The sequence below is a fragment of the Leptospira sarikeiensis genome, from assembly GCF_004769615.1.
Classification (GTDB): Bacteria; Spirochaetota; Leptospiria; order Leptospirales; family Leptospiraceae; genus Leptospira_B; species Leptospira_B sarikeiensis.
In genome coordinates this window covers 52,634-66,616 of record NZ_RQGF01000009.1, presented here as the reverse complement: position 1 = coordinate 66,616, position 13,983 = coordinate 52,634, and the positions used below count along the sequence as shown (strand labels likewise).

The window sequence follows — 13,983 nt, the reverse complement described above, 5'->3', positions numbered from 1 at the left end:
GGAGGAAGAATGAAAAGATCGGTGAGTTTTAAAATTCTGCAGGTAGCCTTAATCCCTGCATTTGTATTTTTGTTATCAAACTGCCTGGATTCTCATAGAGAAAGGGTCCATATGGATACAGGAGTTAGCGTAACAAATTTAGGTCCTCATAAATACCAATTCATAGCGATCGGAAAAGCGTCTGTCCCTTCCGTGGAAGAGCAGGACTTTTTCAAAATGAAAAAAACTTCTTGTGAAGCGGCAAAACTACAAGTCACCCAAAGATTGGATGAGTTGGAAGCGGACCAGAAACATAGACAGTTTTTCTTAGAACAAAAAGCCCAAAAGTATTTCGGAGATGGAGAATACTGCGAGCTTACTTATATATACGAACTTCCTCAGGCCAAGAAGCAGAAAGAGCAACCTTAGTATCCAGCTTGGTAGCTTCTACTATCGTAACTCTATTTCTACCTGCAGCTTTAGATTTATATAATCCGGAGTCTATGGATTGGTATAGATCATCGAAAGTGAAGTCTTCGTCGTAAGAAAGAATAGCGGCTCCGATAGAGACTGTGATGTTTACAGGTTTTCCTTCGGAGTTTCTGACTGAGAGCGGATGAGACTCCACTCCTTTTCTTAAGGATTCACATAATGTCTTTAGACTTTTTGGATCCACAGAATCTAATAGAACACAAAACTCATCTCCTCCGATCCTTGCACAGATATCCGTAGATCTTACTCTGGATTTCATTACAGCGGAAAGAGTTTGGAGCGCTTCGTCCCCGGTCATATGTCCGTATTTATCATTGATCTCTTTCAAATGATCTAGATCTAAAATTACAAGAGCCATTTGGAATTTATGGCGCCTTGCTCTTTTTTTGAAAATATCGAACTGTTCTATAAGATATCTACGATTGTATAGATCCGTAAGATCATCCAAGTTGGAGATCATGCGGATATGTAGATTTTTTGCCTTTAATCTGAGAACCGCACCGGATAATTTTCTTTTATCACGGTAATCCATGGTTCTCCAATAGTTCATGATCACGTTCCCGAATGTTCCTACAAAAAGATAGGTGAGTAGGATCGGGAATTCTTCCATCGCTTCGATTGGAGAATCTCCCAGATAACAAACTCCTAAGAACATCACACAGAATACAAGATTCGTTGCAACTGCAGTCGTAGTGGTCAGCCAAAGTAGAAGATTCATACTGAGTAAGATCGCAGATGCTTGATGAAGGTATACATCGTAATGGATCTTATCAGAATATAAAAATGGGAAAAAAGAAATTAGAAGTGTGGAAGAAGTCCAGACTTTGTAGAACTCCAGTTTTTTAGGTACCCAATCTTTTTTACGAGCATGTCTCCATAAAAAGATGAGAGATAGAACGATTAAAGTAATCCTACTTGCTTGTAGAAGGATCAGATGTTCTCCCTGAAATGTCCTTGTGCTTGGGAGAATATAGGTTATTAAGCTGATGAGTATACAGAGGGAATAATGGGCCACCAAGGATTGTCGGATCTCACTCCAGTTGGTCTCTAAGAATCCTTGAGGGTATCTGTTGAAGAAAATTCGCTTAGATAGAAGACGAATCCTTCGGTCTATGCCTGGGAACCACTTGAACATTTGTTTTCATTTCCGCATGGAAGGTTTTTGAAAAACCTCCATAATAAGACCACGGTTCGTGCATAACGTGTCTTGGAGCAAGAAAGAATCAAAATCAATACGAAAAAAATCTCGCTAAAAGATTGTCGTCTTTGTCAGAAGAAAGGAATTCCAATAGTTCTTTGATAAATAAGAATTTTACTAATGATAACCAATTGGAAACTTTCTAAAACTTACCCCTTTTCGGGTAAATTTCTGAGTATCGTTCTATCAACATAAAAAGTTCCGAAGGGAAGAGCGCATGCGACTGCAACTTTCCAAGTCCTTTCTTTAAAACTCCAAGAGTCTGCAATAGAGTAATGGAATGTTTGTAGAAGGAATAGTAAGAATAATCCTCCGTGGATCGGTCCCATCAATTGAACGAGTTCAGGAGTTCCAAAGCCGTATTTTAATGGCATTCCTAAAAAGATCAGAATGAGTAGGGATGTTCCTTCGAAAAATCCTACGAGTCTTAATCTTCCTAGATCTGTTGTTAGAAACTTCATCGTTTAAAATCCTCTTAAATAAGGTCTTGTTGCTAAAGGAGAGAATGGCCATGGGATCGCGATCAGTATCAAGATCAGGGCGATTGAATTCCAAACCAAAAGGTTTTTGAACTTATCAGGTTCTTCTTTCTTACGTTTAGAGACCGCTGATCCGACTGTGAGTAAGATTACGGATATAAACATCAAAGAGATATGGATCAAGGTGAAAAATCTTGAGTCCGCGATTACTAAGGATCCTGCCGGGTCTGAAAAAAATGACCGAACGATCGGACTTTTAAAATATAAAAAGAATCCCAATACTAATTGGAAATGAGAGAATGCGATCGTTAGAATTCTGAAAAGATGATCCGGCTTTGTAAAATTTCTTTTGGTAATTAGGCCATGAATGCATAGGACCAAAGAAGATATCATTAGGAATAATACGATCCATCTGGTAAATGAATGGAATACTAGTAAGTAAGGATACATGATTGCCTGTTCTTTTTTACAGAAAAATCGGAAGTAAAAAATGGAACAGTTTTATTTAGAGAGTTGCGATCTTTCTAGGATTTTTGGTTAGAACTTCAGGGATAGGAAGTCCTACACCACCCAAAGAACGGACTTGTTTTCCGTTGATATAGAGTCTAATTCCTCGGAGTTCCGAGTTCTCTAAAATGCTATAACAGATTTGGTCTACTCTATCTTTTAAAAGTTCAGGACCTGCTCCCGCTTCGAAGTCCGGACCAAGGGATAATTTTAAGATACCATTCTCTACAGAATATTCTTTGGAGTATTCCATACGATTAGGAAGTGCGTTTAAGACACCCTGGCTTTTTTCTTCTTGGACCGGACCCTTGGTCAATTCTTTCATGATGAATAGGATCTTGTCTCCTTGTTCAAATCTTCTTTTGATCTGAACAAGTCTAGAGTGGCTTTTATTCCCTTTGCCGTAAAATTTCAGAAAGTATAGTTTTACTTCTCCAGGAGAATGATTGAGCTGAGGTTTAGAAGGAGTATTGGATCTAATATCTGGCTTGGGCATCTCTACGATCGGGATGAACATTTCCTCCGGATCATTCGGATCGGAAGAGGAAGTCTCTTCATTAGAAACATCTCCAGTCTGCATGAGTTCTGTTAAGATCTCATCTTCCGCTTGGTCCATGATCTGCTCATGAGTTTGTTTTCCCTTATTCTCCGAGTTCGGAGCGAGTGGGCTATTTTTTCCGATTGTGTTGAATCTAGAAAAGAAAGAAGGGGATTCTTGTCCTGTAGGAGTTCCAACTTTATTCCCCAAGGACTTATCCAGTAATACTAAAACAAATAGGGTCCCGGTCAGGATATAGAGTAGGGATTTGAGTTTATCCGATTCGGGCACAATACAATTTTCGGCTGATCCGAAAATGCCCTTCTCACTTTTTCCTAGGAAAATGGATCAGAATATTTGGTCTAAGTCTTCCAATTGGGCCAGGCTCACTTCCCAATCCGGGATTTCTCCCTCGGGTGCGTGGCCATAGGCACAGAATGCGAACGGACTGCCGTTTTTTCGGGCCGCTTCATGGTCCGAACTTCTGTCCCCGATCATCAGGATCTCGTCCGGGGAAAAGGAGAAGTCTCGGATGTACTTTGCGACTATATCCGGTTTGGTTCGGATCTGATCATTGTCCAGGACTAGGATCGGCTCGAATAAGGAGAGAATTCCGGAAACTTCTAAAATGGTTTTCACATAAGGCATTCTTCCGTTGGAAGCGGCTAAGATCAGATATCCTTTATTTTTGAGAGAGGTTACTGTCTCTTTTACCTTTGGATAAAACTCACCTTCACCCTGTCGTATCTTCGATACTAAAAGTTCCAACACGGAGTCGGAGATCTGGTCCCTTTGAGATTCTTGGAGCTCTGGAACCAGGTTTAAGAAGATGGTTTTGACCGGTTTTCCGATCTCGAGCATAATTCTTTCTCTGTCCGGGACTTCTAAAGGGATCCCTGAATTCACGGAAAATCTGCGGATCGCTTCCGCATAGGTTTCTAAAATGATTCCTTCGGAAGAAAATAGGGTTCCGTCCACGTCGAAGGCAAGCGCGCGGATCCGTTTGGGATTCCAATCCATGAGCAATGTCATAATTTCGCCTAGGGAATTCGCAGCATTCCTTTTTTGCTTCGCTTGATTTTCCTCGCCTGGGCATAAGGATGGGAAAAGAGTTCCAAATGGAAAGATTGGAGAAAAGTATAGGTCCTTTAGGGTTGGAATCTCCCGAAGATTCCAGAAAATCCTTATATTCTTCTTTTCAATGGGAAGATTACAAAAGCCAACTCCAGAGAAGAGTAAAGGCGGAAGATCTTTCCAAGTATTTCCATTTAACCGAGTCCGAAAAGATCGGGATAGAAGAGACCATTCGATTGAATGTAGGAACTACTCCCTACTATCTTTCCTTATCTGATCCACAAGATCCGAATTGTCCCATCCGTAAAATGATCATTCCAAGAAAGGAAGAGGCTTTCTTTTCTCCTGAAGAAACCTTGGATCCTTTGCATGAAGAGGAACTTTCTCCTGTGAAAGGTCTCACTCATATGTATCCGGATAGAGTATTACTTTTTTCGAATCATGAATGTTCCGTTTATTGCAGACATTGTATGAGAGGAAGAAAGGTATCTGACTCTACGGAGAGAATGGACACCGCTGATCTGGAAAGATGTTTCGAATACATTCGAAATCATTCCGAAATTTCGGATGTAGTCATTTCCGGAGGAGATCCTTTAAATCTTTCCGACTCCAAGATCGATTGGATATTAGAAAGTTTGGAAAAGATCCCTCATGTGAAAATTTGCAGGTTGGGAACACGAAACCCGGTCACACTTCCGATGAGGATCACAAATGATCTATGTAGGATCATAGAATCCCATAATACGGATCGTTTATCTATTTTTTGTAATACTCAATTCAATCATGAAAAAGAATGCACTGGCGAAGCGAAGGAGGCGATTTTAAAACTTCTAAAAGCTGGTGTTAGCGTTGGAAATCAATGCGTGATCCTAAAAGGGATCAATGACGACGGAGAAACAATGCTTCGTCTTCATAGAAAACTTTTAGAACTCCGAATTCGTGCTTATTATATGTATGATCCTGAATTGATCCCGGGTTCCAGAGGTTTTAGAACTCCACTTGCAAAAGGCATTCAAATTATTGAATATATGCGGGGAAAAGTCGCGGGGATGGGGATCCCTCAGTTTGTGAACGATCTTCCTGGGGGCGGGGGAAAAGTGAGTCTCGGACCGAATTGGTATTTAGGATTTCATAAACCTTCTCGCAATCATGTTTTTAGATCTGCAGTTAGGGGAACCTATCATTTGAGCCCGGAGCCAGTGGACAGCGAATACGAAGAATTTTATCCAGTCTTAACCGAAGAGATTTGGTCGAAGATACTACAAAATTCCTATTCCGCATTTAAGGGTCTCGGCCCACTTCCTGGAGAATCTGGAAAATGAATTCTGCTCTTCCAACCGTTCTAATCGTCGCAGATATCCAAGATCCGGATTTGGATCCAAAGGATATCCAGGAATGGGAAGATCAATCTTCCGTTTTAGAGATCAAACATGTTTTGGAAACGTCCGGAGAGATTGCGGAAATTATAGAATCTCCGTCGAAGCTACTACAAAAACTCATCCAGTATTCGAGCCTAATCCCGGAGGAACGCCCCGTTCTATTTCATTTGGTAGAAGGATTTCGTTCTAGAAATAGAGAAGCATTACTTCCTGCAATCGCAGAATATTCCGGATTTCCTCACACAGGATCCGATGCATACGCACAGAATTTGAGTTTGGACAAACACCTTTCTAAACTATTCGCAGTTTCTGCCGGAGTTCCTACCGCGACCTGGGGAATTTTAGAAAAGAATTCAGGGGAACGAACTACAAATTTGGATTCAGCCAAGGCGCGGAATTCGGATTCTCTATTCCGAGGGGCCAGGCTTCCTATGGAATCTGAATTCCCGATCTTCTTCAAACCAAGATTCGAAGGTTCAAGCCTTGGCGTAGGAGAGGAAAATCTGATCTCGGATCCTTCTTCTCTCCAAAAGTTTTTAAAATCAAAATTCGATTCTTATTCTTCTTGGATCTGGGAAACCTATTTGCCTGGAGAAGAATGGACTTTGGCAGTGATCGGTTCTCCTTCCATCGGATATAAGGCGAGTAAGGTCGCAAGGATCGGATTAGAAAATTCTCCGGAAGAAGTATACGGAGAGATCACGAAAACGAAATTAAGTATGCCTGAAAAGTTATATTTCGATGTTGCTCGAGATCTTTCTGAAAAAATCAGAAATGATTCATTAGAATTATGTAAATTATTGAAAACTTCCGGTGCGGTTCGCCTGGATTGGAAGTCTGACTCGGATGGAAATCCACAGTTTATGGAATGGAACTTTACTCCCGGGCTTTCTTCTTATTATAGTAGTTTTCCTATTTGTTACCAGGAAAGTTTCGGGACTTATTCGGATCTGATGAAAGAGCTAATCCGAATCGCAAGAGAAGAATTTAAGAGTGAAAGATTTTCTTATTCTAAATTGAAAAAAGAAAAAGAAACGAGCGGGACCCGGGGATGAAAGGATTTAGAGAAGAATTAATCGACCAGGTAAAATATCATCCTGTTCTGACTTCGAATCTATGGTTGGAAGAAAAAGAAGAAAGAATGGAGAAATCTGATCTTCTTCTCTGGCTGAAGCAGGAATACTTCGTTTCAGTCGAATTCGTAAACTGGTTTTTGAATACTGCAGCACTTACTAATTTTGTTCCTTCCAAGATCATTCTTGTGGAAAATATTTGGGAAGAACTAGGAGAGGGAAGGGAAGAAGACGCCCATGTATCTATCCTAAGAAAATTTTTATCTGAAATGGGCGAAACAGTTCGCGAGGAAGATTTGTTACCGGAAACGGATTCTTATCTCAAACTTATGAAAAAGATCACTACGACTGATTTTTATTCCGCATTAGGAGCTCTTGGGCCTGCTAATGAGTATCTTCTGAAATTAGAATATTCCAGAATGTATAAGTCTTACTCGGATTTAAAATCCAGGATCTCACTTCCGGAAGGAAAATTTTTCCAAGTAAATTTGGAAGCGGACGAATCTCATTCCGAAAAATTATTTAAGCTGATCGAATCAGTGGCAACGGATCCGGAAAAGAAACAAAAAGTAAGAGAAGGATCAAAACTCGCTTTAGATGCTCGTTTAGTATTTTACGAGGGTTTGAAGAAGGTGAATTCTAAAGTATCTTACTGAACTTTAGATCGGATCGATTTCAAAATACTCATCACGAACATTCCTAAGATCGGAACTAATGGAAGATATAAGATCGGAGACGCCCATCTCCAACCTTTTAAGGAATGAGAAAGTCTTCTTACCGCAAAAAAACCGGGATATCTCATGTTTCCGTAAATATACTGCACATTTCCTGCCGCGAGTTTTTCATTCAAACTAGGATGTAGTTCCTGCAGTTCCCTGGAAGATAATGTCCTAAAACTTTTGAATTCAATATTCGGATCTAAAGATAATCCGGAAAGTTTTGTCGCGAGGCCTGAACAAAAGCCGCAGTCCCCATCGTATAAAAAAATATTTTTACCCATACGGAATTAATTCTGATGTTTAGATTCCAAATCTTCCGGAAGGTTTCTCAAAAAATCACAAATAGAAGGAATTTCTTTATCTTGGACTCCGATCCAGAAATAGATCCAAATCCCTTCTTTTTGAAGGCCGCTACATTCTTTCGCATACCATTTAGAGATCGTATTTTCAGCTCTCGCCCTCCAGAAAAGTGTAGGGGTCTTTTTTAACATCTCATCCCAGATGTCTCTTCCTACACCTTCACCCCTTGCGATCTCATTGACTGCAAACTTGGAAAGAAAAGTTCCCCAAGGAGTATTTTGTATAAGTGCACAACCCTTGTATTCGGATTCTAAAACGATCCCTGAAAATTCTTTTTCCCAAAAGCCCGGTTTTAATCCTCTTCCAAAAGAATCTTCAATCAATTCGTTTAGTCGTTTAGGATCGATCTTTTTGAGATCATGATGGAATTCTATTTTGTTCTTTTTACGAAGAAGAGTCCCGCTTCCTTTGATCGTGAATAATTCTTTTAGAAGTCCTGGGGCAGATGTGATCGCTATCTGCAAATTCGGATCATTCGTATATTCGAAAATCCTTTTGCATTCCCCAAAAAGAATCTCATCCTCTTTTTGGAGAGAGTCCTTGGATTCGAAGTCTATAATGGAGATTTTTTTATCTTCCGGGCTATATAAACCGCTTCTTGCAGTGAGTAGGATCAGTTTTTTAGTCTTCAATTCCTTACAAAGATTGGATAAGTAAGGATAAATCTCAGCCCCCCCCTGGTCCGTCACAAAAACAGGGATTTTCTTTTCCTTTAAGGAAGAATTGACTGAATCCAATGCATTGCTCGGATTCCGGAACCATTTAGCGGGAAGATTTCTGGAGCCTGGTAATTCTTGGCCTTCTTCTAATTGATCCTTGATGGACTCTAAACTGATCTTGGAAGAAGGAGAACGATAGAAAAGATTTGCGTAAGAAACCCCATCCTTCTCTAAAACTACGACCGGGAACAGTTGTAATTTTTGTAATAGTTTTAAATTGTATAGGAAAGCTTCTGCAGACTCAGTAAGAGTTTCGGAGCTTGCATGAATAACTGCAAATTTCTCCGGCTCCAAGGAACGGAATAATTTTAAAAATTGAAAACTGTCCTTGGAGTTTTCGGTGACCTCTAGAAGTTTAAGGAGTATCTCCTGGGGATTCATCTCTCCCGGGAGTCTGTTTTAGTCGATTTGGTAGGCAACTAATTTTCCTTTCAACTTTGCGATCGTAACGGATTGTTCACGATCCGCTTTAAGCTTTAGAAAGCCTAAAAGGGAAGGATCTCCCGCCACGAGAGATACGTAGGAACCCGAGAAATTCTTCTTTAAGGCTTCTCCCCAAGTGGAGTACAATTCGGAAACGGATTCCCTATCTCCTAAACGGACCCCATAAGGAGGATTGGTCACGATTTTACCTTGTGTAAAGCCTAGATCTGTTCCGAGTTCTTCTGCGGAGCCGACTTTCCAACGGATCAGGTCTGCGACTCCCGCTTCTTTGGCGTTTTTCTTCGCGAGTTCGATCGCTTCCTCAGAAATATCGGAACCGAAAAGTAGGATCTCCTTCGATTCGGATTCTTCCTTAGCCTTGCATGGTCCGAAGAGTCTCGTAAAGATAGAAGATCTGGATAAACTTTTATAATTCACCCATCCACCGTTTCTCATTCTAAGAGCCGCTTCGATAAGAAGGGTTCCTGAACCACAGAAAGGATCGTATAATGTCTCTCCAGGTTTCCAACCTGAAAAACGAAGTAATGCTTGGGCCAAGGTTTCTCTGAGTGGAGCTTCTCCGCCTTCTCTTCCATGACCTCTTCTTTGCAACGGTTGGGCATGAAGTGCTAAGAATAATTTTACTTGGTTCATTCTGGAACGAAGATAAAATAAAACCTCAGGCTCTTCTCTGTCAGCCTCCGGAAGCTCTAATCCTTGAGCCCTGAATCTATCAAAGATTGCGTCCTTGAGTCGATAAGTAGCATAACGTGAATCGGAAAGGTTGTCTTTTGTCGCAGCATCTATTCTGAATTTCGTTTTAGGAGAAAGTAATTTTTCAAAAGGGAACATCGCAGCGACTTCATATAGATCGTCCGGTCCCTGAATGTCCTGCCAGGAAGAAAGTTCGAAGCTGATCCCGGAAGCGATCCCGGAGCTCAAACAAAAATCCCTGACTTTTTTAGAAGGCCCTCTGAAGAACACTCCGCCTCGATTGTCGGATAGAACTTCAAGACCCGCTTCTTTTACTTCTTCTTTTAAGAGGAAGACAAGCCCATCTCCGCATGACGCATGATAGGTGAGTGCTTCCGGGCGATCAAATTCGGATAAGGATAATTTAGAAGATTGCCAGCCTGCGCGGATCCCTTCTCTGTAGGAATCTTCTTCGTACGAATCGGAGCTTCTTTCGGATCTAAAGCCTGATTTGCCTCGTGGAGAAAAAGATCCTCTATCTTCTCCGCCTCTTTCTCTTCCTCTATCGTTGAAAAGTTTTCTTTCTCCGCGATCGCTTGCTCGAGAGAACGGTTTTCTTTCTCCTCGATCTGAATCGCGAGTATAAGGTTTGCGATCTCCTCGATCCGAATCACGAGAGAATGGCTTTCTATCTCCTCGATCATTGTCTCTGGAAAAAGGTTTTCTTTCTCCGCGATCGGAACTTCTACCGAACGGCTTTTTGTCTTCACGGTCGGAATTTCTGGAGAATGGTTTTCTATCTCCACGATCTGAGTCTCGAGAGAAAGGTTTTCTGTCGCCGCGATCGTTGTCTCTTGAATAAGGCTTTCTTTCTCCTCGGTCTGAATCACGGGAGAATGGTTTACGATCTCCTCGGTCTGAATCACGAGCGAATGGTTTTCTATCTTCACGATCCGAGGTTCTTGAAGAAGGTCTTCTGTTTCCTCGATCTGAATCACGAGAGAAAGGTTTTCTATCTCCGCGATCGTTGTCTCTTGAATAAGGCTTTCTTTCTCCACGATCTGAATCACGGGAGAATGGTTTACGATCTCCTCGATCTGAATCTCGAGCGTAAGGTTTTCTTTCTGGTCGATCCCCGCTTTTAGAAAAAGGTTTGTCTTCTCTATCTTTATAAGGGCGTCTTTCTGAATCGCCTCGGCCTCTTCCGGAATCTTTTTCACGGAAAGGTCGTTTGCCTTCGTCTGAAAATTTGCGATTTCCAGATCTGCCTGAGTCCCTTTCACCACCTCGGAAAGGTTTTGGTCCTCTTTCTTTTTTGAAATCGGAAGAAGAGTCTCTATCTTCTCTCTGTTTATAAGAAGGTTTGCTAGAACGTTTTTGCTCCGACGAATAACGTCCGGATGAACTTTCGTCTCTGGAACGGCTCGGTCTTTTGGAGTCGTCTCCTTCTTTGGAGCGATATGGTTTACGGTTTCCGTCCTTTTCGGATTCGGAATCTTTTGGGCGTCTTGGTTTGGAAAAAGAGGAGCCGGATTGTTTTGGCCCCTTCTTTCCGAAGCCGGAGGAAGGGGACCTTTTAGAAGAAGGTTTTTTGGAATTCAATGCTTAAGCGATTTGTTGGGCCAAATAATTTTGGACCCCAATGGTTTTGATGATCTCTAGCTGGGCCTCGAGCCAGTCGATATGCTCCTCCTCGGACACGAGGATCTTCTCGAGCAATTCACGGGTGCCGTTGTCTTTGTTCTTGGTGGAAATTTCTATCCCACGATTCAGTCGTTCTACGGCGTTATATTCTACGTCTAAATCGTTCTTCAGGATGCTTTCAATATCCTTGCCTACATTGATCTTCATATATCTTTGAAGGTCAGGGATCCCATCTAAGAATAAGATACGCTCGATCACTTGATCTGCGTGATTCATCTCTTCTATGGATTCTTTCTTCATGTAAGAAGCAAGTTTGTCGTAACCCCAGTTCTTGTTCAACTTAGCGTGGATGAAATACTGGTTGATCGCTGTGAGTTCGGCGGAGAGTACTTCCGCTAAGATATCGAGGACTTCTTGGTTTCCTTTCACGTCGTTTCTCCTACCTGAGATCACTATAAACGAGAGTGCCTATTTTGAAAAGCGAGATTCGAAAAAACGCTTCGGATCGTTTCGATTTTTGACTTTGCCCGAAATCCTAAGCGGGAAAATTAGTAGGAATATGACCTCGGCCTATGTGCTCGACTCTCATTTAAGTAAATTTGGTAAGACTGATTCCGACTATCAATCGCTCTCCTATGAGACTGCGATTCATTTACTTAAGAAAAACCCGGATTTCATTCCAGAATTCTTAATTTTCGCCTCTATGGCTCCTGAAAGATATACTGGGGAAATTTTTTTACCGGCAAAGATCAAAGAAGACCTGGGACTTCCGTCCTTATTCGCGATCCGTTCAGAGACTGCATCTTCTAGCGGAGCTTCCGCCTTACATATAGCTCGTTATCTTCTTCTATCAGGAAAATTTAAAAGAGGGATCGTGATCGGAGCCGAGGTGATGAGTAGGCTTCCTAGAGAAGAGAATAATCTACTTTTGGGGTCCGTTCTTTCTTCTCAGCAAAGATCTCTTGCTATGTCCATGGCCCAGGGTGGGGCCTTGACTGCTACCAGGTATTTAAAAGATTTTGGATATACCAGAAAGGAATTATTCAGGCTTTCTAAAAAATTGCATGATAACGGACTCGAGAATGAGATCGCTCATATTCGAAAAAACTTAAGTGAAGAGGAATATTTTTCATCTCCATTATTCTCCAGTCCATTATGTTTATATGATATTTCTCCTCTTTCCGACGGGGCCTGCGCGATCCTTTTGGAAACAGATGTTTCCAGGCTGAAGAAGGACCATAAAAAAATATCCATCACAGGAACAGGACACGGTCTTGGACAAGTAAACGGTGTCCCGGGCGGACTTAGCTTTCCCGCTTCCAAATCCGCATTCTCTCAAGCCTATTCTGAGTCGGGCAAAAAACCTTCTGATATACAAGTCGCTGAATTACATGATGCATTTACCATTTTTGAAATTATAGCCGCGGAAGATTCTGGCTTATTCCCGGAAGGAAAGGCACTCGCAAAAGTCGCGGAAGGGATTACTGATAAAAGAGGAAAACTTCCTATCAATCCTTCCGGAGGTTTGAAAACCAGAGGTCATCCGGTGGGAGTTTCCGGTCTAGCACAAATAGCGGAACTTTCTGAATTTATGAATTCGAATGATTTACATGTTGGACTTGGTCTATCTATAGGCGGATTGGGTGTGAATAATTTTGCAACGATCTTAGAGGCGAAGGATTGATGACTGAAAATATCCTAGTCATACAAACTGCGTTTCTGGGAGATTTAATCCTTACGACTCCTTTGTTTAGAGAGATAAAGAAGAAGTATCCAGGCTCCAAGATGACAGTCATCGTAAACAAAGGGACGGATTCCGTGTTGGAAGGCAACCCTTGGATCGATGAGATCATTCCTTTGGATAAAAAACAGATCAAATCTTCGATATTCGGATTTTGGAATTTTTGTAAAGAATTAAGAAAACGTAATTTTACTCTTTGTATTAGTCCTCATTTTTCATTTCGTTCTTCCATTATGGCTTTTTTAAGCGGAGCCCCTAAGAGGATCGGATACAAGACGGCAGGCTTCTCCTTTTTATTGAACGAAAGAAAGTCCAGGCTTTTGAGAGGACCTCACGAAGTGGACAAACTTCTTTCTCTTTTGTATTCGGAAGAGGAAAGAAAAAACATTTCCAAACAACCGGAACTGTTTTGGAAAGAAGGATCTGTAACTGGTATCCGCGCCGAAATGAAAAAGTATGGTTTAGAAAAAGGAAATTATATATTAGTATCTCCTTCTTCCGTATGGGAAACAAAACGTCTTCCTGCAGAAAAGTTCAGAACAGTATCCAAACAATTATTTGAAAAGACAGGATTAAAGATCGTTCTTACAGGTGGGAAAGGGGATCTACAACTTTGTGAAGAAGTAGGAGAGGGTTTCGGGATCAATCTCTCAGGCAAAACTTCTCTTCCTGAAATGAGTTATTTGATGAGTGGGGCGGCTCTTCTCGTGACCAACGATTCTTCTCCTATTCATTTTGCCTCTGCATTTGATGTTCCTACATTGGCGGCTTTTGGCGCTACGATCCCTGCCTTCGGTTATACTCCATTAGCTTCTAAAACATTTATTTCTGAAGTAAATGGGTTAGACTGTCGTCCTTGTGGGATCCACGGGGGAAGGGTTTGTCCTAAAAAACATTTTCGTTGTATGTTGGAACAAGATACGGGCAGAATGGTAGAAGAAGGGATCCGTCTAATAAGAGGATAA

The 13,983-nt window shown here is 41.4% G+C and carries 15 protein-coding genes; 6 read left to right on the top strand and 9 right to left on the bottom strand.

Annotation, left to right across the window (positions count from 1 at the left end; all coding sequences use genetic code 11):
- Positions 1-9: 9 nt before the first annotated feature.
- Positions 10-408 (top strand): LIC11299 family lipoprotein, encoded by a 399-nt coding sequence (locus EHQ64_RS03415; protein ID WP_135648104.1) that lies wholly within the window; start codon positions 10-12, stop codon positions 406-408.
- On the opposite strand, the gene EHQ64_RS03410 is transcribed toward EHQ64_RS03415, so the two are convergent.
- From EHQ64_RS03410 to EHQ64_RS03390, 5 genes are all read right to left on the bottom strand, one after another.
- Positions 356-1,606 carry a GGDEF domain-containing protein gene (locus EHQ64_RS03410; protein ID WP_135648103.1) on the bottom strand — a complete coding sequence of 417 codons (1,251 nt, stop codon included), beginning with the start codon at positions 1,604-1,606 and terminating at the stop codon, positions 356-358. The genes EHQ64_RS03415 and EHQ64_RS03410 overlap by 53 nt on opposite strands.
- Positions 1,607-1,818: 212 nt before the next feature.
- On the bottom strand, positions 1,819-2,130 hold the full coding sequence (locus EHQ64_RS03405; protein ID WP_135648102.1) for a DUF3817 domain-containing protein: 312 nt from the start codon (positions 2,128-2,130) through the stop codon (positions 1,819-1,821).
- 3 nt (positions 2,131-2,133) lie between these two features.
- A complete protein-coding gene (locus tag EHQ64_RS03400) occupies positions 2,134-2,598 on the bottom strand; it encodes a hypothetical protein (RefSeq protein ID WP_135648101.1) in 465 nt (154 codons plus the stop codon).
- Between the two features lie 55 nt (positions 2,599-2,653).
- Positions 2,654-3,484, bottom strand: coding sequence for a GerMN domain-containing protein (locus EHQ64_RS03395; protein ID WP_135648100.1), 831 nt, complete (start codon positions 3,482-3,484; stop codon positions 2,654-2,656).
- Positions 3,485-3,541: 57 nt separating this feature from the next.
- Entirely contained in the window at positions 3,542-4,213 is a 672-nt protein-coding gene (locus EHQ64_RS03390) for an HAD family hydrolase (protein WP_135648236.1), read from the bottom strand.
- Positions 4,214-4,311: 98 nt separating this feature from the next.
- On the opposite strand from EHQ64_RS03390, the gene EHQ64_RS03385 reads away from it, so the two are divergent.
- The 3 genes from EHQ64_RS03385 to EHQ64_RS03375 are packed head-to-tail and all read left to right on the top strand — an operon-like array spanning position 4,312 to position 7,375.
- Positions 4,312-5,589, top strand: a complete 1,278-nt coding sequence (locus EHQ64_RS03385; protein ID WP_135648099.1) for a KamA family radical SAM protein — start codon at positions 4,312-4,314, stop codon at positions 5,587-5,589.
- Positions 5,586-6,701, top strand: coding sequence for a D-alanine--D-alanine ligase family protein (locus EHQ64_RS03380; RefSeq protein ID WP_135648098.1), 1,116 nt, complete (start codon positions 5,586-5,588; stop codon positions 6,699-6,701). The genes EHQ64_RS03385 and EHQ64_RS03380 overlap by 4 nt, the downstream gene beginning before the upstream one ends.
- Positions 6,698-7,375, top strand: coding sequence for an iron-containing redox enzyme family protein (locus EHQ64_RS03375; RefSeq protein ID WP_135648097.1), 678 nt, complete (start codon positions 6,698-6,700; stop codon positions 7,373-7,375). The genes EHQ64_RS03380 and EHQ64_RS03375 overlap by 4 nt, the downstream gene beginning before the upstream one ends.
- On the opposite strand, the gene EHQ64_RS03370 is transcribed toward EHQ64_RS03375, so the two are convergent.
- From EHQ64_RS03370 to bfr, 4 genes are all read right to left on the bottom strand, one after another.
- Positions 7,369-7,719: a DCC1-like thiol-disulfide oxidoreductase family protein gene (locus EHQ64_RS03370; protein WP_135648096.1), complete on the bottom strand. Its 351-nt coding sequence runs from the start codon at positions 7,717-7,719 to the stop codon at positions 7,369-7,371. The two genes, EHQ64_RS03375 and EHQ64_RS03370, sit on opposite strands and share 7 nt — an antisense overlap.
- Before the next feature lie 6 nt (positions 7,720-7,725).
- Positions 7,726-8,898 carry an acetylglutamate kinase gene (locus EHQ64_RS03365; protein WP_135648095.1) on the bottom strand — a complete coding sequence of 391 codons (1,173 nt, stop codon included), beginning with the start codon at positions 8,896-8,898 and terminating at the stop codon, positions 7,726-7,728.
- 18 nt (positions 8,899-8,916) lie between these two features.
- Complete coding sequence (locus EHQ64_RS20515) at positions 8,917-10,083, bottom strand: THUMP domain-containing class I SAM-dependent RNA methyltransferase (RefSeq protein ID WP_135648235.1); 1,167 nt, start codon at positions 10,081-10,083, stop codon at positions 8,917-8,919.
- A 1,155-nt stretch (positions 10,084-11,238) separates the two neighbouring features.
- The gene (gene bfr, locus EHQ64_RS03355) at positions 11,239-11,706 is read right to left on the bottom strand and encodes a bacterioferritin (protein WP_135648094.1); all 468 of its coding nucleotides are present in this window, start codon (positions 11,704-11,706) and stop codon (positions 11,239-11,241) included.
- A gap of 130 nt (positions 11,707-11,836) precedes the next feature.
- Between bfr and EHQ64_RS03350 the strand changes: the two genes are divergently transcribed.
- The gene (locus EHQ64_RS03350) at positions 11,837-12,961 is read left to right on the top strand and encodes a thiolase family protein (RefSeq protein ID WP_135648093.1); all 1,125 of its coding nucleotides are present in this window, start codon (positions 11,837-11,839) and stop codon (positions 12,959-12,961) included.
- Positions 12,961-13,983, top strand: coding sequence for a glycosyltransferase family 9 protein (locus EHQ64_RS03345; protein ID WP_135648092.1), 1,023 nt, complete (start codon positions 12,961-12,963; stop codon positions 13,981-13,983). Before EHQ64_RS03350 ends, EHQ64_RS03345 begins: the two co-directional genes overlap by 1 nt.